Here is a 22,977-nt window from a genome sequence, read left to right as displayed (position 1 = left end):
TCACCGACGACGTCGACGGGGCACGCAAGCAGGCGGCCGAGCAGTTCGCGATGTACGGGTCGTTGCCGTCCTACCGCGCGATGCTCGACCGCGAGGGCTACGCGGGACCCGAAGACGCCGCGATCATCGGGGACGAGCAGACGGTGGCCCAGCGGCTCGACGAACTGGCTGCCGCGGGGGTCGACGAGTTCGTCGGCGCGCCGTTTGATGCGTCGGTCGAGGGACGTGCGCGGACCCGCGCGCTGATCCGCTCCAAGGAGAGCTGACCGGCTTCAAAATCGGGCTGGTGTGACATCGATCACAAGCGTACGATCGGTCCTACGACGGGTTCGGGAGTGACTGTTCCAAAGAGCCGGCAAGGGATGAAAGCCGGACGCGCGAGACCAATGAGACGCGCCCACTAGTCCTCCCGAACCCGCCCTTATGTCCTCGGGGCGGCAGCGCGTTCTGGCCGTGGTGAGCAACTCAACGAGACATCCACGTTTTGCAGACGGTTACTCGCACTTCCTCTGCACAAGGTGGATACGTCGGCGGGCGTCCGCTCCGCCCGGACGCTTCCCGCCGACACAAAACGCCCCCGGAAGAGTCCGGGGGCGTCTCGTGAGCGGAGCGGTTCTAGAAGGCCGCCTCGTCCAGTTCCATGACGTCGTTGTCGAGGTTTTCGACGATCGAACGCGTGCTGGTGAGCAACGGCAGGAAGTTCTTCGCGAAGAAGGACGCCACCGCGACCTTGCCCTCGTAGAACGCCCGGTCGTCACCGGTGGCGCCGGCGTCGAGCTTCTCGATCGCCACCGCCGCCTGCTGCTGCAGCAGCCAGCCGATCACCAGGTCGCCGACGCTCATCAGGAAGCGCACCGAACCCAGCCCCACCTTGTAGATGCTCTGCGGGTCCTCCTGGGAGGCCATCAGGTAGCCGGTCAGTGACGCGGCCATGCCCTGAACGTCTTCCAGTGCGGTCGCCAGCAGGGCACGCTCGGCCTTGAGACGACCGTTGCCGGCCTCGTTCTTGACGAACTGCTCGATCTGCCCGGCGACGTGCGCCAGCGCAACGCCCTTGTCGCGGACGATCTTGCGGAAGAAGAAGTCCTGCGCCTGGATGGCCGTGGTGCCCTCGTAGAGCGAGTCGATCTTCGCGTCGCGGATGTACTGCTCGATGGGGTAGTCCTGCAGGAAGCCGGAACCACCGAAGGTCTGCAGGCTCTCGGTGAGCTTGGCGTAGGCCTGCTCGGAGCCCACTCCCTTGACGATCGGCAGCAGCAGATCGTTGACCTTGACCGCCAGGTCGGCGTCGATGCCGTGCACCGCCTGGGCCACGGCCGCGTCCTGGTGGGTCGCGGTGAACAGGTACAGCGCGCGCAGACCCTCGGCGTACGCCTTCTGGGTCATCAGCGAGCGGCGCACATCGGGGTGATGCGTGATCGGCACGCGCGGTGCGGTCTTGTCGGTCATCTGGGTCAGGTCGGCACCCTGAACACGGGTCTTGGCGTACTCCAGTGCGTTGAGGTAGCCGGTGGACAGTGTGGCGATAGCCTTGGTGCCCACCATCATTCGAGCCTGCTCGATGACATCGAACATCTGCGCGATGCCTTCGTGCACCTCGCCGACCAGCCAGCCCTTCGCGGGGACGTCGTGCTGGCCGAGGGAGAGCTCACACGTCGTCGAGATCTTCAGGCCCATCTTGTGCTCGACGTTGGTGACGTACACACCGTTGCGCTCGCCGGGTGCGCCGGTCTCGGGGTCGAACAGGAACTTCGGCACGAAGAACAGTGACAGACCCTTGGTGCCGGGGCCGGCGCCCTCGGGGCGGGCCAGCACCAGATGCATGATGTTCTCGAACAGGTCATCGGAATCGGCCGAGGTGATGAAACGCTTCACGCCGTCGATGTGCCACGAGCCGTCGGACTGCTGCACGGCCTTGGTGCGTCCGGCGCCGACGTCGGAACCCGCGTCCGGCTCGGTCAGCACCATGGTCGAACCCCAGCCACGCTCGGCGGCCAGCAGGGCCCACTTCTTCTGCTCCTCGGTTCCGAGGTGGTAGAAGATGTCGGCGAAGCCGGCGCCCATCGCGTACATGTACACCGCCGGGTTGGCGCCCAGGATGTGTTCCTGCAACGCCCAGGACAGCGCGCGGGGCATCGGCATGCCGCCGAGTTCCTCGGCGATGCCGAGCTTGTCCCAGCCGCCGTCGATGACAGCGCGCACCGACTTCTTGAAGGGCTCGGGCAGCGTGACGCTGTGGGTCTTGGGGTCGAAAACCGGGGGGTTGCGATCACCCTCGGCGAACGATTCGGCGACCGGGCCCTCGGCCAGGCGCGCCATCTCGCTCAGCATCTCGACGGCGGTTTCGACGTCCAGGTCGGTGTACTCGCCCTGACCCATCGCCTTGTCGACTTCGAGAACCTCGAACAGGTTGAATACCTGGTCACGGACATTGCTCTTGTAGTGGCCCACGGTTCCTCCTCAATGAGAACGCCACATGCGGTTGGGTACTCGGGACAAGTTACCCACCAGTAACTGCGACCGACTATACCGCTGAGTAACTTCAACGCAAAGCAAGTGCGAGCAATTTCCGGGCACCGACCAACCCAGCGGTTGGGTGAGGCTCGAAAAGTGCCGGTTTTCTGCCGTTGATCAGGCATTTCCGCGGGCTGTGATGATGGTCACGTTGAGCCGGTTAGGGTGGTCGGGTGCAGACGGATATCGGGGTCGCAGTGTGGGGAACCGGCAACATGGGAGCGACCTCGATCAGGTCGGTGACGGCGTTTCCCGGCCTGCGGTTGACGGGCGTCATCACGTCGTCGCAGGAGAAGGCCGGTAAGGACGCGGCGACGTTCGCCGGACTCGGCTCCGACACCGGGATCGCCGCCTCCACCGATGTCGACGCGGTTCTGGAGGGCTGCGACGCCGTCGCCTACATGGCCTCCGGCGACATCCGCCCGGACGAGGCAGTCGCCGACATCGAACGGTGCCTGCGGGCCGGTTCGCACGTCGTCACCCCGTCGCTGTACTCGCTTTACGACCCGCGCTCCGCGCCACCGGAATGGGTGGAACGCCTCACCGCGGCTGCCGAAGAGGGCGGGGCGACCCTGCTCGTCAGCGGCGTCGACCCGGGCTGGGGCAACGACGCGCTGGCGGTGACCGCCGCGGGACTGTGCACCAGGATCAAGTCGATCCACTGCCAGGAGATCTTCGACTACTCGACCTATGACCAGCCCTACGCGGTGAAGGTGTCCTGCGGGTTCGGCGGATCGATGGACGAGATGCCGATGATGCTGCTGCCGTCCATCCCGACGATGGTGTGGGGCGGCAACCTGCGGCTCATCGGCCGCGGTCTCGGGCTCGAGATCGACGACATCACCGAGGACGTCCAGCGCCGCCCGCTCGAGGAATCCGTCGACACCGTGATGGGCCGCTTCGAGAAGGGCACCCAGGGCGCCTTCTGGCTCAAGGTCATCGGGTGGTCCGGTGGCCGCGAGCGCATCGTCATCGACCACATCACCCGGATCCACGCGTCCTGCGCGCCCGATTGGCCCTACCCCGACGAGGGTGTCGGCGACCACCGGGTGATCATCGACGGCGACCCGCAACTGACGCTGGTCAGCCGGGCCGATGTCCCGGGCGGCACCCGGGCCGACGGCGGCAACACCACCGCGGCCAACCGGCTGCTCGGCGCCATCAGCTGGCTGGCCGCCCAGAAGCCCGGAATCTACGACGGACTCGACGTGCCCCTGCATCCGCCACTGCCCGCTGAGGTCGAGGCCACGCGCTGGTCGGACGACTGATCAGCGACCGGCGAGCCGCTTGTTGACCAGCCGGGTGATCCACGCCGGTGAGAAGCGGGCCCCCAGAGCCAACACCTTGGCCTGAGTGCCCACCGCAAAATGCACCTGAGAGATCGCTCGGCGCGGCCACGTGGGCTGCACTGCGGCGAGGATGTCGTCCGCGATGTCCTGCGCGCTGAGGCGAATCCCCAATGACGTTGTGGTGCCGGTCTTCACGTCACGGGTCATCGCCGTCTGAACGTAGAGCGGCCACATGTCGATGACGCGGATGTCGTGATCGCCCCACTCGAGATTGAGCGCCTCGGTGATCGCCCTGACGTAGAACTTGGTGGCGCTGTAGTTGGCGAGCTCGGCCTGCCCGTAGATCGCCGAGGCCGACGCGAGGTTCACGACCACAGCGCCCGGAGTGGTCTTGAGGTAAGGAAACGCCCCGTGCAGTCCGTTGACCACGCCCTTGATGTTGACCTCGATCTCCCGGTGGTGCACCGCGATCGGGATCTCCTCGAAGTGCCCGGCGTTGAGCAGTCCCGCGTTGTTGATCAGCACGTCGAGTTGGCCACCGCCGGCCGTGACGAACTCGGACAACCGCTGGGACACCTCGTCGGCGTCGGTGACGTCGAGGTGCCCGAAAACCCCGTCGCCGCCGACCGCGGTGATGTCCGCGGCCAGTAGTTGCAGCCCCGACTCGTCGATGTCGTAGCCGCCGACGAAGTAGCCGTTCCGCGCGAACAGCAGGGCCGTCGCGCGGCCGATACCCGTCGCCGCTCCGGTGATGAACACCGTCTTCGTCATTGGTCTCCTCAGTTGTTCAGCTGCCACACCGCGAAGTTCAGGCACCAGGCGAACACCGACCATGCCAGATAGGGCAGGAGCATGGCCCCGGCGACCGCGCTGCGCCGCCAGAACAGCACGATCGTGGCGATGAGTACGAGCAACAGTGCGCCGAGTTCGAAGAATGCGATGCCGCGCCACCCGAGGCCGAAGAACAGCGGCGTCCACGCAGCGTTGAGGACCAACTGAACGGCGTACAGCGTCAACGCGCGCCGGGTATCCGGTGACGGCCCGGTGCGCCAGACGAGCCAGGCCGCGACGGCCATCAGTAGGTAGAGAAGTGTCCAGGTCGGCCCGAAAACCCAGGACGGGGGCGCGAAGCCGGGCTGTTCGAGGCGGCCGTAGTCCTCGGCGGCGCTGGTGGTCGCCAGTCCGCCCAGTGCCGAGGCGGCGACCACTGCGAGCACCGACACCGCCAGGGCCGCCAACGACCTCGGACGCGCGCGTGAGGTTTCAGCCACCATGGTTCGGCAGGCTACCGCAGCACGCGGTCGCCGAATCTGGCTATTCGGTGACGGCCCCGGCCACCGTCTCGGGCGTGGCTGTCGCGTCCGTGGGCGCCGCCTGCGGTTGCGGTTCGGATTCGGGTAGCTGTCCGACGAGGTAATCGGCGAGCCCGCCAATCGTCGGATAGTCGAACACCGCGGTGGCGTTGATGGTGAACGCGCCGCCGAACTGGGTGTGCAGGCGGTTGCGGAGTTCGATCGCCATCAACGAATCGGTCCCCAGATCGAGGAACCGACTGGATGCGGCGGGCGGTTGGGCCAGTCGCAGGAAGTTCTGCACCTCGCGCTGCAGGAACTCGGTGACAAAAGCGGCGCGTTGGGGCACCGGAATCTCCTGCAGTTGCTTGAGCAACTCACTGTCACCGGTCACCTCGCCGACGGCGCTCGGCAACACGAGGTCGAGAATCGGCGGACGCGAACTGCCCAGCACCTTGGCGGCGCGCTGCCAGTTGGCCTTGATGACGGTCGCCTGGCCGGTCCCGTTGGCCACCACCTCGGCGAGAGCACCCAGTGCCGCCGACGGTTCCAGCGGAATCAGGCCCTGCGCGCCGATGTTCGCGCTCGCGGCTTCCGACGACGCCATGCCGCCCTGGGCCCACGGGCCGAAGTTGACCCCGGTGGCCGGCAGGCCGTGCGCTCTCCGCTGCGCGACCAGCCCGTCGAGCAGTGCGTTGGCCGTCGCGTAGTTGGCTTGGCCGGGTGACCCGAACAGGCTGGCCACCGACGAGGACACGACGAAGAAGTCCAGATCGTCGTCCCTGGTCAGCCGGTCCAGGTGGCTTGCGCCGAAAGCCTTGGGCGCCAGTGTCGTTCGGAAACGCTCGGGGGTCAGCTGGGACAGCAGCCCGTCGTCGAGCACGCCCGCCAGATGCACCACCCCGGCAAGCGGTGCAAGTTCCGCCCGGATCCGCCCGAGCAGAGACGCGACCTCGGACTCGTTGCCGACATCGGCGGCGAAGACGTGGATGCGACACCGGTAGCGCTCGGTGATGTCGTCGATCACCTGTTGTGCATGTGCGTCCGGCTCGCGCCGGCCGCTCAGCACGATGTCACCGGCACCGAGTTGGGCCAGATGTGACGCGGTGTGCAGGCCGATGGCACCGAGACCTCCGGTGATCAGATAGCTCCGATCGCCGCGCGGAGTGAGCGGATTCGGGATCTGCAGAACGATTTTCCCGATGTGGCGCGCCTGCTGCATGCGGCGGAACGCGGCCCTGGCCTCCGTCAGGGGGTAGATCTCCGCCGGCAGCGCCTCCCACTCGCCGCGCGCCATGCCGTCCGACACCTCGGTCAGCAGACGTTTGATGTGCTCGGGGTGCTGCAGCGTGGTGACGTCCAGGGCGACGATCTCGTACTGGATGTCCGGGCGCGCGGCCGCCATCTGCTCGGGTGTCCAGATGTCGCGCTTGGCGATCTCGGCGAAGCGACCATTGCGGGCGGTGGCTCGCACGGTTGCCTCGAGGAACCCCTCGTTGGTGAGGCTGTTGAGCACCACATCGACGCCCTCGCCGTCGGTGTCGTTGAGGATCTCGTCGGCGAAATCCGTAGTGCGAGAGTCGTAAACGTACTTCACGCCCATTCTGCGTAGCGTGGCGCGCTTGTAGGTGCTGGCGGTCGCGAAGACGGTGGCCCCGTGCTGCTGCGCCATCTGGATCGCGGCCAGTCCCACGCCGCCGCTGGCGGCGTGGATGAGGACGCGGTCGCCGGGCTGCAACTGCGCCCAGTCGAACGCCAGTCTGGCGGTCAGCGCTGCGGCGGGAATGGTGGCCGCCGCGACGGGGCTCAGACCCTCGGGCACCGGTGCGACCAACTGGGCGGGCACATTGAACCGGCTGGAGAAGGCCCCCTGCATGAAGCCGTACACGCGCTGGCCGATCTCGAATCCGCTGACGTCGCCGCCCAACTGGGTGACGACCCCTGCGAAGTCTCCGCCGATCGGTCCGGGGTCGCCCGGGTAGAGACCGAGGACGTTGAGCACATCCCGGAAGTTGAGGCCTGCGGCCTCGACCCGGACCTGCACGTAACCCTCGGCGGGAGCCGGCACGTCGGCCTCGGTCAAACGCAGGTTGTCGATGGCGCCGCGCTCGGTGGGCGCCAGCACGTAATCGGTGGAACGCGGCACCGTGAGGTGACCACTGCGCGCCCACGGCAGTAACCGCGAGGCGAGCAGCTTGCCCTGTCGCAGAGCGAGTTCCGGTTCGTCGATCGGCGCGGCCAACAGGCTGGTCAGTGCGCGCACCGCCTCGGCCGAGTCGTCGCTGTCGACCAGTCTGCATCGAAGCGCGGGTTCCTCGTTGATCGTGGTGCGCCCGAACCCCCACAGCGCTGCCTGCACCGGATCCACCGGTTCGCCGGACTCGGTGGCCACCGCCCCGTCGGTGACGATCCAGAGGCCGTGCGGAAGTGTGACGTTGCCGTCTGATGAGCCACGTTGCACGGTGTGGACCGCGCTGAGCAGGTGGGCGATCTCGGTCTCGAGGCGTTCGGCCGCCGCTGTTCCGGACTCGTCCGGGGCTGCTGCGGCACTGCGCCACACGACGCCGGAGAACGGCATCCCGCGCTCGTGGGCCTGTACCAGCAGCTGTCCCAGGGTTTCGGGATTCATGGCCCGGTCCAACGAGATGCAGCCGGGCACACCGGCAGCCAGTTCGTCGAACCCGGCAATCAGCCAGGTGCCGTCCGGAGATGCGCCGGACCCGCTCTCCGCGCTGGACGTCGGCGGCGCCACCTCGTGCCAGCCGAGGGTGTAGAGCAAACGGGTGGCATCGCCGCCGAGCCCCCGCAGCAGTGCCTCGCGGGGGGCGCGCTTGACCGTGAACTCGCTGATCCCGCCCAGGTGGCGACCGTCCCGATCGAGGAAATCGAGATCGAAGACCTGGGTTTCGCTGTCGAGGTCGCTGGGGTGCCACTTCGCGCGGCAGTAGAACCTTCGCGGCATCTTCTCGCGCAGCATCACCTGCCCGTAGCGCAGCGGCAGGAACAGATCCTCCACGCCCTGCTCGGCCGCGAGAAGAGCCGGGAACGCCGGGAATGCGACACCTGTGCACAGGTCCATGAGCACCGGGTGCATGGGCTCGGTTCCGAGCTGCTCGGCGAGTTCTTCGCCGACGAGGATGTCGCCGATGGCCTCACCTTCACCGAGCCACAGGGATTTCAGGGAACCCGACCAGGTCGGTCCCCACGCCAGCTCCATGTCGGCGAAGGTCTCGAACAGCTCCTGCGGCCGCATGCGGTTCAGCCGCTCGATGGTCTCGTCGACAGCTTCGGCGGGTTCGGCTGCCGGCCCCTGAGTGCCGTCGGTGGCGCCGGTGTCGTCAGCCGCGCCGGCGAAGACGCGGCCGTCGGCGTTCAACGACCAGTCGGCGTCGCGCACCCCGTACGGGCGACTGTGCACCGTGAACTTCCACTCGCCGCTGGCTTCCAGCGGATGCAGCGTCAGCTGCACCTCCCGAGAGCTCTTCTCGGGCAGGATGATCGGCTCGTAGAAGAAGACATCCTTCACCCGCGCCGGAGGTCCGACCGCAGCCAGTGCCATCGCTGCGTACGTCGCACCGGGCACCACGACGGTGCCGTAGATGACGTGGTCGCAGAGCCACGGCTGGGACTTGACGGACAACCTGCTGGTGTACACCGAGTCGCCCGAGGCGAGGTCCTTCGCGTTGCCGAGAATTCCGGAGACGGCAGGACCGTCGACGGCGATGCTCGACGCCTTAGGCCAGAACCGGCGGCGCTGGAACGGATAGGTGGGCAGTTCGAGCGCGCGGCGCGGTTGGTGCTGCAGCGCAGTAAAATCGGGCCGCAGACCGCTGACGTAGGCTGCTGCCAGCGCGTCGGTGATCTGACGCTTGTCGCCGACACCCTTGCGCAGCGAGACGATCGCCCGTGGTGCCGCCAGGTGTTCGGGCCAGACCTGGACCGCGGCCCCGGTGAGCACCGGTTGCGGCCCGATCTCCATCAACACCGAGCAACCCAGGGCCGCGACGGTGCGCACGCTTTCGGCGAACTGCACAGGTTGGCGGGAATGGCGCCGCCAGTAGGCAGCGTCGAGCGGGGTCTGGGCGGTGAGCACCGTGCCGGTGCGATTGCAGACCAACGGCAGTGTCGGGGCGGAGAACGGCAATTGTGCTGCGTAGGATTCGAACTCGCCGAGCACCGGATCCAGCAGTTCCGAGTGGAACGCGTGGCTGGTCTGCAGCCAGGTGCAGCGGACCCCCTCGTCGGCGAACCTGGCGCTGATCTGTTCGAGATCCTCACCGGGACCGGAGAGCACGGTGTTGGGTCCGTTGTAGGCGGCCACCGACACGCGCGGGAACTCGCCGGCGATCCCCTCGACGTGTTTGGCATCGGCGAACACCGCTGCCATCCGCCCACCGTCGGGCAGGCTCCCGAACATCCGGCCGCGTTCGGCCATCAGTCGGGCACCGTCCTCGAGGCTGAAGACCCCCGCCACGCAGGCCGCGGCGTACTGGCCCACACTGTGGCCGAGCACCACGTCGGGTTCGATGCCCCAGGACTGCCACAGCCGGGCCAGGCCCATCTCGACGGCAAAAAGCGCCGGCTGTGCAAACGAGGTGTGGCGCAGGGTTTCTCCCGCTGCGCCGCCGCTGTGACGATTGTCGGCGAACAGCACCTCCAGCAACGGCCGCGCCACGATGTGGCTGACGGCGTCGGCGCAGCGTGTCACGGCTTCGGCGAAAACCGGCTCGGCATCGAACAACTCGCGCGCCATCCCCGGGTACTGGCTGCCCTGGCCGGTGAACAGCCACGCCGTCGTCGGCCGGTTCAGGTGCTCGCCCTGGACCACCCCGGGGCGCAACCGGTTCTCGGCCAACTCGGCCAGGCCCTCGCGGGCACCTCGAACCGAATCCACAACCAGCGCAGCCCGATGCTCGAAGTGCGAACGCCCCGTCCCGGCCGTCAGGCACACCTCGGCGAGGTCGATGTCCGGGTGCGAGCCCAACCAGGCGTCATAACGTTTGGCCAGCGCCACCAGTGCCTCCGGTGACCGTGCGGACAGCGGAAGCACATTCACCGGGCGTTCGCCGATGTCCGACCCGGGCGCGCTGACCTCTACCGGTTCGTCGCCGTTCACCAGAGCCCGGGGTGGCGCCTCCTCGATCAGCACGTGTGCGTTCGTACCGGTGAACCCGAAGGAACTCACCCCGGCGCGCCGCGGCCTGCCGTTCATCTGCCACGGCCTGGACTTGTCGACGACCTGCACCGGCAACGAGTCCCACGGAATGTGGGGCGACGGTGTGTCGAAGTGCAGACTCTGCGGCAGCATCTCGTGCTGCAGAGACAACACCACCTTGATCAGACCTGCGGCCCCGGAGGCGGATTCGAGATGGCCGATGTTGGTTTTCACCGATCCCATCAGCAACGGCCGGTCCGTGTCCCGATCGGCCCCGTAAACCGCTCCGGCCGCCTGGACCTCGATCGGATCCCCCAGCGGGGTACCGGTCCCGTGCGCCTCGAGGTAGTCGACGTCACCACCGGTCAACCCGGCGCGATTCAGAGCGGTTGCGATGAGTCGTTGCTGTGCACCGCCATTGGGGACGGTCAATCCACTGGAGGCACCGTCCTGGTTCACCGCGCTGCTGCGGACCACGGCGCAGATCCGGTCGCCGTCACGCTGCGCGTCGCTCAGCCTCTTGAGCACAAGAATCCCGCAGCCTTCACTGCGCACGTAGCCGTCGGCCGACGCATCGAAGGTCTTGCAGCGGCCGACCGGAGAGAGCATCCGGGCGCGTGAGGCCGCGATGACGGTGATCGGACTGAGCAGGACGTTCACACCGCCGGCGACCGCCAGATCGCAGTCGCCGGAATGCAGGGCCTGAACGGCCTGATGGACAGCCACCAGCGAGGAACTGCACGCGGTGTCGACCGCCACCGCCGGTCCTTCGAGGCCCAGGGCGAACGCCACCCGACCGGAGATGGCATTGAGCGCGTTGCCGGTGATGAAGTGAGGTTGGATCTTGTCGACCGACTCCGCGGACAGCAGGTGCGCATACTCGTTGGCTGCCACCCCGACGAAGACGCGGTTCGGCTGCCGCGCAGTGTCGCGGGGGACAGGCCGGCCCTCTCGAGGCCCTCCCAGACGGTTTCGAGCATCAGCCGCTGCTGCGGTTCGATCCACACCGCCTCCCGCGGTGAGATGCCGAAGAACTCCGGGTCGAATCCGTCGATTCCCTCGAGGAATCCGCCGAAGAGGCTTTAGATCTTGCCCGGCGCGTCGGGATCCGGGTCGTAGAACTCGTCGATGTCGAACCGGTCTTCCGGGATCTCACGGATCGCGTCGACACCACCGGAGAGCACCTCCCAGAACGCTTCCGGATCGGGAGCGCCGGGGAAACGACACGACACCGCGACGATCGCTATGGGCTCCTCGGAGGGTGTGGTCAGCGTGGAGGTCACCGTGGGCCGCGCACCGGCGGATACCTGCTCGCTGAGGCCCAGTACGTCGTCGAGCAGGTAGTCGGCGACGTCGGACAGGCGGGGGTGATCCATCGCCAGGGTCGCCGGAATCTCCTTGCCCACGCCCTGTTGGATGTGTTGGCGCAGTTCGACGGCCATCAGGGAATCCATGCCGAGGTCGAAGAACCCCGCGTCCTCACGGATCTCCGCGGCGTCGACACGTGTCACCTGTGCAACCGTGTCGCGCAGATAGTCGGTCAGCAGCTTCCTGCGCTGCTGGACCGGTGCGCCTGTGAGCCGCTCGACCAACGGGGTCGTGCCTGACGGCGTCACCACCGCCACCTGGGAGGGCACCTCGCGTTCCAGCTCCGCCAGGAACGCGCGTCTGCCCGCCTGCTGATAGAGCGGCAGGAAGCGGGTCCAGTCGATCCGCGCGACCACACCCTGTGGCGACGAACCCGACACGACCTCGGACAGGCCTGCGAGCGCATCGGCGGGCGACAAGGTCCGTACCCCGCGTTGTTCCAGTCGCGCGCGCGACTCCGCGTCAGCCATGCCCGCCGACCAGGGGCCGAAGTTGACGCTGGTCCCGGGGATGCCCTGGTCGCGCAGGCGCCATGCGAGCCCGTCGAGGAAGGCGTTCGCCGCGCCGTACGCGGTCTGGCCGAATCCGCCCCACACCGAGGCGATCGAGGAGGTGCTGAGGAAGAAGTCGAGGTCGAGGTCGGCTGCCGCCTCGCTCAAATGCCAGGCACCCCAGACCTTCCCGGCGAACACGCGGTCCACTTCGGCGTCGTCCAGGGTGCTCAGCGGGGTGGTTCCGATCTCGCCCGCGGCGTGCACGATGCCGGCCAACGGCGGGTACTCGGCCCGCGCGGTGCTCAGCAGGCGGGCGACGTCGTGCGCATCGGCGACGTCGGCGGCGACGACCCGGATCTCGCAGCCATGGCGCTCGCTCAGCTCATCGATCTTTTGTTGCGCGGCATCACTCGGTCCGCGGCGGCCGGTCAGCACCAGATGCCCGGCGCCGTGCGCCGCCAGGTGTCCGGCGATCTCCAGCCCCAGCGAACCGAGCCCGCCGGTCACCAGATAGGTTGCATCGGAACGCAATTGCAGGGTGTCACCGCTCGGCTGGGCGGCGTGCCGAACCAGTCTCGGCACCAAAACACCGTGCTCACGCAGCGCGACCTGGTCGTCCCGGAGGGCCGACTCGTGCGGCGTCGTGATCCGGTTGACGAGCAGAGACCAGTCGTCCGCCCTCGGGGCACCCGGTGCAAGATCGACCAGTCCGCCCCAGACCTGCGGGCATTCCAATGCCGCCGCACGCCCGAATCCCCACAGGCAGCTCTGATCCGGGGCCACGGAGTCTGCGTCGACGACCCGCTGTGCGGCACGGGTCACCAGCCAGATGGGCCTGCGCAACTCAGCGGTGACCGCGGCGCGGAACAGTCGCCGCGTTCCGCCGAGGATCACATGTTGCATCCGCAGCAGCGATCGCATCGAGGTCGTCGAGCCAGGGGCGGTGCCGAGCGCCGCGACGTGCACGATGCGCAGCATCGGATCGTCGGCTGCCGCCGTCCGCAACGTCTCGGCGAGTTGCTCCTCCTCGGCGTCGGATGCCGGCAGGCCCAGGACCCGGTGCCGATGGCCGCGTGCGGTCAGCGTGTCCACCAGAGGCTGGACTGCCTCGGTGACATCGCCGATGAGGATCCAGTCGGACACCTCGCCGCTCGAAGCTGCAGAAAGCGGCGCAGTGGACTTCTCCCAGCGGATCTCGTAGCGGTCATCGGCGATGGACTGATGTGACCGCTGTCGGTTGTGTTGTGCCGCAAGCTTGGTCAGCACGTCGATGGTCTGATGTTCGGCACCGCCGAGCAGGGCCGCGAGTTACTCGATCCGGCCGTCCTCGAGGAGGCGGACAGCCTGGGTGCGGGCCGTCGGAAGTTGTTGTGCGTCATGCCCATCGGGATCACGATTGTCGCGGAACCAGTACTCGCGGTGCTCGAACGGGTAGGTGGGCAGGTCGAGCTTTCGCGCGTGCTCGTGCCGGAAAGCGGCGAAGTCGGGGACGTGGCCCAGAACGTAGGCGTCGGCGACGGCTTCGGTGATCTGGCGGTGGTCGCCGGCGTTTCGGCGCAGCGACGTGATCACCCGCGGTGCGGTGGCAGGGTCAGGCCATGCCGCGAGGGCGGCGGCGGTGAGCACCGGCCGCGGGCCGATCTCGAGCAGCAATCTGCAGTTCAGTTCGGCGAGGGTTTGGACGCTCTTGGCGAACTCCACCGGTTGGCGTGCGTGGCGGCGCCAGTAGGCGGCGTCGAGCTTCACGCTCCTGCCCAGCGCGGCGCCGGTGCGGTTGTCGATCAGGATGCGTTGCGGCGTGTTGAACGTGAAACCCGCTGTATACGATTCGAATTCGTCGAGAATCGGGTCGAGCAGGGACGAATGGAATGCATGGCTGGTGTCCAGCCAGTCACACCGGGCGCCGTCGGCCGCCAGCGTGGCGACCGCCTTCTCCAGCTGCTCGGCGGGTCCGGACAGCACGGTGTTGGCGCCGTTGTAGGCGGCCACCGACAGGCTCGGGTACTCGTCGATGAGGCTCTCGACCCGCTCGGCGGCGGTGAACACCGCAACCATCCGACCGCCGGCGGGCAGACTGCCGAAGAGGCGCCCGCGTTCGGCCATCAGCAGCGCGCCGTCCTCGAGGCCGAACACACCAGCCACGCAGGCCGCTGAATACTGGCCGACGCTGTGACCCAGCACCACATCGGGTTCGAGGCCCCAGGACTGCCAGAGGCGCGCCAGGCCCATCTCCACCGCGAACAGGGCGGGCTGGGCATACGAGGTCTGCTGCAGGGTTTCGGGGCTGTCCGCATCAAAGATCACGTCCAGCAGAGGCTTGTCGAGAACGTCGGCGACCACGGCCGCGCAGCGAGTCAGGGTCTCGGCGAAAACCGGTTCGGTGTCGAACAATTCGCGAGCCATGCCGGGGTACTGGCTGCCCTGGCCGGTGAACAGCCACGCCGTCTTCGGGGTGTCGTGGGACTCTCCGCGCACCAGGCCCGGCGTCGGACGGTCCTCGGCGAGCGCGCCGAGCAACTCGATCGCGGATTCCGTCGAGTCGACGACCAACGCGGCCCGGTGTTCCAGGTGCGCTCGACCCACGCCTGCGGTGAAGCACACATCCGTGACGTCGGCCTCCGGGTGCGCGCTCAACCAGGTGCGGTACTGATCGGCGACCCGGACCAGGGCGGCGGGGGTGCGCGCCGACAGTGGCAGAACGTCGAACCGCGTGTCCGTGCGCCGCTCGTCCGGACCGGTGACCGCGGGCGGTGCCGGCGCTTCTTCGACGATGACGTGGGCGTTGGTCCCCGCGAACCCGAACGAACTGATACCCGCGATGCGGGGCCGGCCGTTGCGCTCCCACGCGGTGGCGGTTGTGACGACCTGCACCGCAAGTCTGTCCCAGGGGATGTGGGGTGAGGGGTTCTGGAAGTGGAGATGCTGTGGCAGCAGTTCGTTCTCCAGCGACAGGATGACCTTGATGACCCCCGCAATGCCCGCGGCTGCCTCCAGGTGTCCGATGTTCGTCTTGACCGAGCCGATCAACAGCGGATCGCCGGGTTCGCGGCCCGCGCCGTACACCGCGCCCGCGGCCTGGGCCTCGATCGGATCACCCAGCGACGTTCCGGTGCCGTGTGCCTCCAGATAGCCGATGTCGCTGGGTTGCAGTCCGGATCGATGCAGCGCGTCGGTGATGACCCGTTGCTGGGCAACGCCGTTGGGCACCGTCAACCCACCCGAGGCGCCGTCCTGGTTGATCGCGCTGCCGCGGAGCACGGCGCGGATCCGGTCACCGTCGCGGACGGCGTCCTCGAGGCGCTTGACGACGATGACACCGCACCCCTCGCCGCGCACATAACCGTCGGCGGCCGCGTCGAACGTCTTGCACCGACCGTCGGCCGCGAGCATGTGGGCGCTGGAGAACGCGATCATCGTCGCCGGTGTGAGAAGGACGTTGACACCGCCGGCCAGCGCGAGGTCACATTCGCCGAGGTGCAGCGCCTGGCACGCCTGGTGGATGGCCACCAGCGACGAACTGCACGCCGTGTCGACGGCGACCGCGGGGCCCTGCAGTCCCAGCCGGAAGCTGATCCGTCCCGCCGCTGCGGCGTTGGAGGTCCCGATCGCCGTGTACGCCTCGATCTCGGGGTAGTCCAGTTCGTCCGATGCCATTCCCAGGTAGTCGTGGGTGGCCAACCCGACGAACACTCCGGTGTTGGTGCCGGCCAGCGCCGACGGTGCGGTGCCCGAGTGCTCGACAGCGCGCCAGGCTGTCTCCAGCAGGAGTCGATGCTGCGGGTCCATCATCCTGACCTCGCGCGTCGACATCCCGAAGAACGGCGCGTCGAACCCGGTCACGTCATCGACGAACCCCGCGCAGCGGGTGACGATCTTGCCGGGAACCCCGGGTTCGGAGTCGAAGAAGTCGTCGGCGTCCCAGCGGTCCCGCGGGACCTCCGAGATCGCGTCGCGGCCGTCGCGCAGCAGGTTCCAGAACTCGTCGGTATCCGGGGCGCCGGGAAAGCGCGCCGAGTAGCCCACGACCGCGAAGCGAGGTGTCGGCTCGACCGGACCAACGGAAACCATGCGGCTGTCCTCCCCCGCGCCAGGAACAAGCGTCGACGGTCACTATGACATGTTTGTGACGGCCCGTGCCCGGCGTTGCTGCCCATGGCCGGGGCAACGGCGGTCCCGCCGGGGGTATGTTGATCCCGCCAGGAGGGACGCCGGATCGGAGCCGGTAGATCGGGCAGGACTGGGGAGGGCCAAGCCTTGCGAATCGGGAAGATCACGGTTGGCGCACTTGCTGAATGGACGTTGAAACCGGGGTCGGTCACCTCATGGCATCCGACGCCGGAGGCTCGAGAAATGGCGCGGCGGGCGCCGGTCAGTTCGGTGCCGGTCAGCTACATGCAGAACCAGCATCTGCGCAACTATTGTCAGCGCACCGCCGCGGGACTGAATTTCTCCAGGCAGATCATCGCCAGCTGTGAAGTGCCCGGCCAATGCGATATCGCCGCCATGGATCACGCCGTCAATGCATATCTCCGTCGGCACGACACGTTCCGCAGTTGGTTCGAACAGACCGGCGACGGAGAGTTCGTCCGGCATGCCCTCGACGATTCGGCCGACATCGAATTCGTTCCGGTCGATCAGGGCGCCATGACGGTCGACGAAATACGTGCGCACGCCGTCGCGATACCGAATCCACTGGAGTGGGGTTGTTTCACATTCGGGATAGTTCAGAACGAAAACGACTTCACTTTCTTCGCGGCCATGGATCACGTCCACGGCGACGCGACGTTGATCGGCACGACAATGCTGGAAGCCAACGGAATGTATGCGGCGCTGAGCGGGACCGGTCAGGCCCTGACGTTGCCCGACGCCGGCAGCTTCGATGACTTCTGTGTCCGCGAGCGCGCGCACACCTCCGAGCTGACCCTGGATTCGCCCGGGGTCCGGGCGTGGATCGACTTCGCGGAGAACAACAGTGACGGTTTTCCGGAGTTCCCGCTTCCGCTCGGTGACCCGGACGGGTCGACGGCCAGTGACATGACCTCCGAGGTCCTGATGGACACCGCGCAGACGGAGCGCTTCGAGTCGGCGTGCGCTGCTGCGGGGGCCCGGTTCGTCGGCGGCCTGTTCGCCTGTCTCGGCCTGGTGGAGCACGAATTCACCGGTGCTCTGACGTATTACGGCCTCACTCCGAGGGATTCCCGCAAAGCCGGCGACAATTTCATGACGCAGGGTTGGTTCACCGGTTTGATCCCGATCACCGTGCCGATAGCGGCGACCTCTTTCGGTGATGCGGCGTGGGCGGCGCAGGCTTCGTTCGATTCGAGCCTGGACATGGCCAAAGTGCCGTATTACCGGGTCCTCGAGTTGGCGCCGTGGTTGAACTGGCCGCGGCCGAACTTCCCGGTGTCGAATTTCCTCCACGGTGGCGCCGCGCCGCTCAACGCCGTCCTCGCAGCAGCCGATATGGGCCTTGCGAACAATATCGGGATCTACCCTGATGGCCGGTTCTCCTATCAATTGACGATTTACATATTCCGCTACGGGGAGGGCACGGTGATGGCGATCATGCATCCCGACAACCCGGTCGCCAAGAAATCAGCCACCCGGTACATGCAGGCGATGAAGTCGGTGTCCGTCCGGGTTGCTGACAGCGGGCACTGGGGACGCGTGGCGTAGCGGGGAACAATGTGATGGCAGTGATGATCCCGGGGCGGCGCCGCGACTGCGTGCTCGCGGGATCGAGGGTGGGAGCGGTATGCAACGGCTAGCCGATTGGGTGGTGCGCTGGCCCTGGGCGGTGATCGGGGTCTGGATCGCCGTGGCGATCGCGCTGCCGCTGTCGGTGCCCAGCCTGGGCGAGATGGCGCTGAGACAACCTTTGGCGATCCTGCCCAGCGACGCCCCGTCCAGTGTCGCGGCCCGCCAGATGACCGAGGCGTTCGACGAGTCCGGCGCGGAGAACCTGCTGCTGGTGGCGTTGATCAACGAGAACGGCCTGCGGCCCGCCGACGAAGTCGCCTACCGGAAGCTCGTGGATCGACTGCGCGACGACGTCACCGATGTCGTGATGGTGCAGGACTTCGTCAGCACGCCTCAGCTGCGGCCGTTCCTGACCAGTGAGGACAAGACGACCTGGGTGCTGCCGGTCGGCCTCGCGGGCGAGCTCGGCACCCCCCAGGCCCACGATGCGTACAACCGGGTCGTCGACATCGTCGAACGCAACACCGCGGGATCCGGTCTGACGGTGCACCTCACCGGCCCGGCTGCCACCGTCGCCGATCTCACCGTCGCGGGCGAACAGGACCGCCTGCCGATCGAACTCGCGATCGCCATCATGGTGCTCCTGGTCCTTCTGGTGGTGTATCGCAACCCGATCACCATGCTGCTGCCGTTGACCGCGATCGGGATCTCACTGGTGACCGCGCAGGCGTTGGTGGCGGGATTCTCCCTGCTCACCGGAGCGGGGGTGTCCAATCAGTCCGTCATCTTCCTGAGCGCGATGATCGCGGGCGCGGGGACGGACTACGCGGTGTTCCTGATCAGCCGCTATCACGACTATCTGCGGCTCGGCGCGGATTCCGACGAGGCCGTCAAGCGCGCCCTTGTCTCCATCGGCAAGGTGATCACCGCGTCCGCCGCGATGGTGGGACTGACCTTCCTGGCGATCAGCTTCGCCGAGATGGGGGTTTTCTCCACCATCGGGGTGTCGTGCGGGATCGGCATCGCCGTCGCATTCCTCGCCGCGATGACACTGCTGCCGGCGATCCTGGTCATCGCCGGGCCACGCGGTTGGGTCAAGCCGCGGCGGGAACTCACCGCCCGATTCTGGCGGCGCTCGGGGATCCGGATCGTGCGGCGACCGAAGACCAACCTGGTGGCCAGCCTGCTCGTGCTGGTCATCCTCGCCGGCTGCGCAGGCTTGGCGAACTTCAACTACGACGACCGTAAGGCTCTGGGGCCGTCGGCGCCGAGCTCGGTCGGGTACGCCGCGCTGGAGAAACACTTCGACGTCAGCCAGGCCATCCCCGTCTACGTCCTCGTCCAGTCGCCGCACGACCTCCGTACTCCGCGCGGGCTCGCGGATCTGGAGCAGATGGCGCAACGCATCACCCAACTGCCGAACATCGCCATGGTCAACGGCGTCACCCGGCCACTGGGTGAGGTTCCGCCCGAGTTCCGGGCGACCTATCAGGCGGGCATCGTCGGGGACCGGTTGGCGGCGGGCTCCGCCCAGATCGACGACAACAGCAGTGACCTCGATCGGCTCGCCACCGGCGCGAACACCCTGGCCGACAGCCTCGGCGACGTCCGCGCCCAGATCAACGAGGTCGCGCCCACCATCCAGAGTCTGATCAACTCACTGTCCTCGGTGCGAACCGAATACGGGGGCGACAGGCTCGTCAGGGATGTCGAGACCGCCGCCAAGCTGGTCGACAGCGTCAACAGGCTCGGCAACTCGATGGGTCTGAACTTCGGCGCGGTCAGGGACATGTTCGCCTGGATCGGCCCGGTGCTGACCGCGCTGCAGGGAAACGCGATCTGCGACGCCAATCCGTCGTGCCGGGACACCCGGCTGCAGTTCGAACGGTTGATGGCCGCACGCGAGGACGGGAGCGTCGACGAGATCAACAAGCTGGCCGGAGAGTTGCAGGGAGTCGAGGACCGGCAGACCCTCACCGCAACGGTCAACCAACTCAACAGTGCGCTCGCCCAGTTCTCGGCTGCGGTGTCCGACATGGGCCTGGACAGGCCGGGCGGCCTCGAATCAGGCCTGACTGACCTCCGGCAGGGCGCCGACCAGCTCGCCAGCGGAAGTGAGCAGGTGGCCGGGGGAGTGGATCTGCTCGTCGAACAGATCGAGCTGATGAGCGACGGCCTCCGTGAGGCTTCGTCGTTCCTGATGACGATGCGCAACGACGCATCGGGACCGTCGATGGCGGGTTTCAACGTTCCCGCCCAGGCCTTCGAACTCGAGGAGTTCAAGTTGGCGGCCGCGGCGTTCATGTCGCCGGATGGCCGCTCGGTGCGCTACCTGGTTCAGACCGAGCTCAATCCGTTCAGCACCGAGGCGATGGATCAGGTCAATGTCATCGGCAACACCGCCCGCGACGCCCAACCGAACACCGCCCTGTCGGACGCGACCATTCTGATGGGCGGGTTCCCGGCGGCACTGCGGGACACCCGCGACTACTACGAACGCGACATCCGGTTCATCATCGCCGTCACCCTCGCGGTCGTGCTGTTGACGCTGATGGTGCTGCTACGTTCACTCGTCGCGCCGCTCTATCTGGTTGCCTCCGTGGTGATTTCGTACTTCGCCGCGATCGGTCTGTCCGTCTTGGTGTTCCAGTACGGCCTCGGTCAACAATTGCACTGGAGTGTGCCGCCGCTGGCGTTCGTGGTCCTGGTCGCAGTGGGCGCCGACTACAACATGCTCTTCGTGTCGCGAATGCGCGACGAGTCCCCGCACGGCATGCGTTACGGCATCATCCGCACGCTGACGTCGACCGGGGGCGTCATCACCGCGGCGGGTCTGATCTTCGCCGCCTCCATGAGCGGTCTGTTGTTCTCCAGCATCACCACCGTCGTCCAGGGCGGCTTTGTGATCGGTGTGGGGATCCTGCTGGACACCTTCGTCGTTCGCACCATCACCGTGCCCGCGATCGCGACTCTGGTCGGGCGGGCGAACTGGTGGCCGTCACGGATGGGCGAGCAGCAGCGAGTGTCCCCGGCCCCGGCGGAAGGCACCTAGCAGCGTGTGGTCAGCGCGTGGGGCGGGATTGTGTGAAACTACGAAACGGAGCGGGGCGGTCGGCAGTGGGGATTCGGCGAGTCAATACGGACGCAAGGTGACGCCTATGTCCCAGTCATCAATTCTGTCGATGCTGCACGGGCGTGCCAGCCTGCGACCCGACGACGTGGCCTTCACGTTCACCGATTACGACCGCGACCCGGCCGGTGTTGCCGAAACCGTCACCTGGGCGCAGCTGTCACGACGAACGCTGACCGTGGCGCGCGAGATCGGTCTTCGCGGGTCGGTCGGTGACCGGGCGGTGATCCTGGCCCCGCAGGGCATGGAGTACATCCTGGCTTTTCTGGGGTCCATGCAGGCCGGGTTCGTCGCGGTGCCGCTCCCGCTGCCGCATCGCGGCTCGAGTCACGACCGGGTGAGTGCGGTGTTTGCCGATACGAAGCCCTCGGTGGTGCTCACCACCTCCGCGGTCGCCGGCGACGTCGGCGACTACGTCGATCAGTCGCGGATGGACACTGCGCCGAAGATCGTCGAGATCGACTCGATGAACCTCGACGGCCCAGTGCCCACCGACGACGGACCGGCCCTCGCGACTGCCGACCTCCCCGGCACGGCCTATCTGCAGTACAGCTCGGGCTCGACCCGGATGCCGACCGGGGTGATGATCTCCCACCACAATCTGCAGGCGAATTTCGAGCAGCTGATGCGCACCTTCTTCGCCGGTGAGCAGGCCGGACACTCAGCCGAAGCCACGTTCGTGTCGTGGCTGCCGTTCTACCACGACATGGGATTGGTGCTGGGCGTCTGCGCGCCCATCCTCAGTGGCCACCCGGCCGCGTTGATGAGCCCGGTCGCGTTCCTGGAGAAACCGGCCCGCTGGATGCGGGCGCTGGCGCAGAATCCTCGCCCGTTCTCGGCGGCGCCCAACTTCGCCTTCGACCTGGCCGCCCGCAAGACCGCCGACAGCGACCTCGCCGGGCTGGACCTCGGTGGGGTGCACGGCATCATCAACGGCGCCGAGCGCGTCGAGCCCGCCACGTTGGAGCGCTTCGCAGATCGGTTTGCCCACTTCAATTTTCGTGACCGCATGCTGCGCCCGTCGTACGGGCTCGCGGAAGCGACGGTCTTCGTCACCGACGGCACCTGGAGTGAATCGTCGCCGCCGGCGCGCTTCGACGCCGAAGAACTGGGCGCCGGCCGGGTCCGGCCGAGCGAAGCAGCGCGGGGCGCGGCGGCAGGCAAGTCCACGGCGCTTGTGCGGTATGACGTGCCGCAGTCGCCGATGGTGCGGATCGTCGACGGCGACACCCACCGGTTATGCGCGCCGGACCTGGTCGGCGAGATCTGGGTGCACGGTGACAACATCGCCGCCGGTTACTGGAACAGACCGCCGCAGGAGCAGCGGTGTTTCGGCGCCACGCTCGTCGATCCGGCGCCGGGCACCCCGGACGGGCCGTGGCTGCGAACCGGCGATCTGGGTTTTCTCTTCGACGGTGGGCTGTTCATCGTCGGCCGCATCAAGGACCTGCTCATCATCCGCGGCCGAAATCACCTTCCCGAGGACATCGAGGCGACGGTTCAGGGGATCACCGGAGGCCGGGTCGCGGCGATATCGGTTCCGGTGAAGAGCACCGAGACGCTGGTCACCGTCATCGAGGTCAAGAAGCCGGCTGCGCTCGACGAGGCGGCGATGCGCCGGCTCAGTGACGTCAAGAGTGAGGTCACCTCGGCGATATCCAACGTGCACGGCCTCAACGTCGAGGACCTCGTTCTGGTGCCTCCCGGGTCGATTCCCACCACCACGAGCGGCAAGATCCGGCGCGCGGCCTGCGCGGAGCAGTACCGGCGGGACCAGTTCACCCGGCTGGACGCCTGAGGGTGCGCGGCAGCACCGGTGTCGGCAGGGCCGACAGAGTAAGGTCGGGTTCAACACGAGCGCGCAGTCGAGCAGGCGGGGAGCGGTGATGGGGCGACTACTCGCATTCGGAACTGTGCTGACAACTCTGGGCGCCGCAGGCGTTTTCGGGTTCGGGGTCGCCGCCGCCGACGAACCTGTGATCCCCCCGGTTCCCGGCGCCCCGACCGACGGCCCGCCGCCGCTGGGGACCCCGGG

At 67.4% G+C, this 22,977-nt stretch carries 8 protein-coding genes and 3 pseudogenes; 5 read left to right on the top strand and 6 right to left on the bottom strand.

Annotated elements, in window-relative coordinates:
- Window positions 1–266, top strand: a pseudogene (locus WA965_RS17380) (LLM class F420-dependent oxidoreductase); the annotation flags it as partial.
- Between the two features lie 349 nt (window positions 267–615).
- Here WA965_RS17380 and WA965_RS17375 read toward each other — a convergent pair.
- Window positions 616–2,451 (bottom strand): acyl-CoA dehydrogenase family protein, encoded by a 1,836-nt coding sequence (locus tag WA965_RS17375; RefSeq protein WP_526295523.1) that lies wholly within the window; start codon window positions 2,449–2,451, stop codon window positions 616–618.
- A 236-nt stretch (window positions 2,452–2,687) separates the two neighbouring features.
- On the opposite strand from WA965_RS17375, the gene WA965_RS17370 reads away from it, so the two are divergent.
- Window positions 2,688–3,782: an NAD(P)H-dependent amine dehydrogenase family protein gene (locus WA965_RS17370; RefSeq protein WP_526295525.1), complete on the top strand. Its 1,095-nt coding sequence runs from the start codon at window positions 2,688–2,690 to the stop codon at window positions 3,780–3,782.
- Here WA965_RS17370 and WA965_RS17365 read toward each other — a convergent pair whose 3' ends face one another.
- The 5 genes and pseudogenes from WA965_RS17365 to WA965_RS17345 all read right to left on the bottom strand — a co-directional run.
- Window positions 3,783–4,574 (bottom strand): SDR family oxidoreductase, encoded by a 792-nt coding sequence (locus WA965_RS17365; RefSeq protein ID WP_526295527.1) that lies wholly within the window; start codon window positions 4,572–4,574, stop codon window positions 3,783–3,785.
- Between the two features lie 8 nt (window positions 4,575–4,582).
- Window positions 4,583–5,077, bottom strand: coding sequence for a TspO/MBR family protein (locus WA965_RS17360; protein ID WP_526295529.1), 495 nt, complete (start codon window positions 5,075–5,077; stop codon window positions 4,583–4,585).
- A 40-nt stretch (window positions 5,078–5,117) separates the two neighbouring features.
- Window positions 5,118–10,403 carry an SDR family NAD(P)-dependent oxidoreductase gene (locus WA965_RS17355; RefSeq protein WP_526295541.1) on the bottom strand — a complete coding sequence of 1,762 codons (5,286 nt, stop codon included), beginning with the start codon at window positions 10,401–10,403 and terminating at the stop codon, window positions 5,118–5,120.
- 36 nt (window positions 10,404–10,439) lie between these two features.
- Window positions 10,440–12,619 (bottom strand): annotated as a pseudogene (locus WA965_RS17350) (beta-ketoacyl reductase); the annotation flags it as partial.
- 188 nt (window positions 12,620–12,807) lie between these two features.
- Window positions 12,808–16,180: pseudogene (locus tag WA965_RS17345) on the bottom strand (type I polyketide synthase); the annotation flags it as partial.
- Window positions 16,181–16,366: 186 nt separating this feature from the next.
- Between WA965_RS17345 and WA965_RS17340 the strand changes: the two are divergent.
- The 3 genes from WA965_RS17340 (at window position 16,367) to WA965_RS17330 (ending at window position 22,740) form a co-directional block, all read left to right on the top strand.
- Window positions 16,367–17,788, top strand: a complete 1,422-nt coding sequence (locus tag WA965_RS17340; RefSeq protein ID WP_526295531.1) for a condensation domain-containing protein — start codon at window positions 16,367–16,369, stop codon at window positions 17,786–17,788.
- A gap of 79 nt (window positions 17,789–17,867) precedes the next feature.
- Window positions 17,868–20,864: an MMPL/RND family transporter gene (locus WA965_RS17335; RefSeq protein ID WP_526295533.1), complete on the top strand. Its 2,997-nt coding sequence runs from the start codon at window positions 17,868–17,870 to the stop codon at window positions 20,862–20,864.
- A 106-nt stretch (window positions 20,865–20,970) separates the two neighbouring features.
- Window positions 20,971–22,740 carry a fatty-acid--AMP ligase gene (locus tag WA965_RS17330; protein WP_526447856.1) on the top strand — a complete coding sequence of 590 codons (1,770 nt, stop codon included), beginning with the start codon at window positions 20,971–20,973 and terminating at the stop codon, window positions 22,738–22,740.
- Window positions 22,741–22,977 lie beyond the last annotated feature (237 nt).

Source organism: Mycobacterium sp. (assembly GCF_049683935.1).
Lineage (GTDB): Bacteria > Actinomycetota > Actinomycetes > Mycobacteriales > Mycobacteriaceae > Mycobacterium.
Note: the sequence above shows the minus strand (reverse complement) of the source record. Positions and strands in the feature narration are given on the sequence as shown.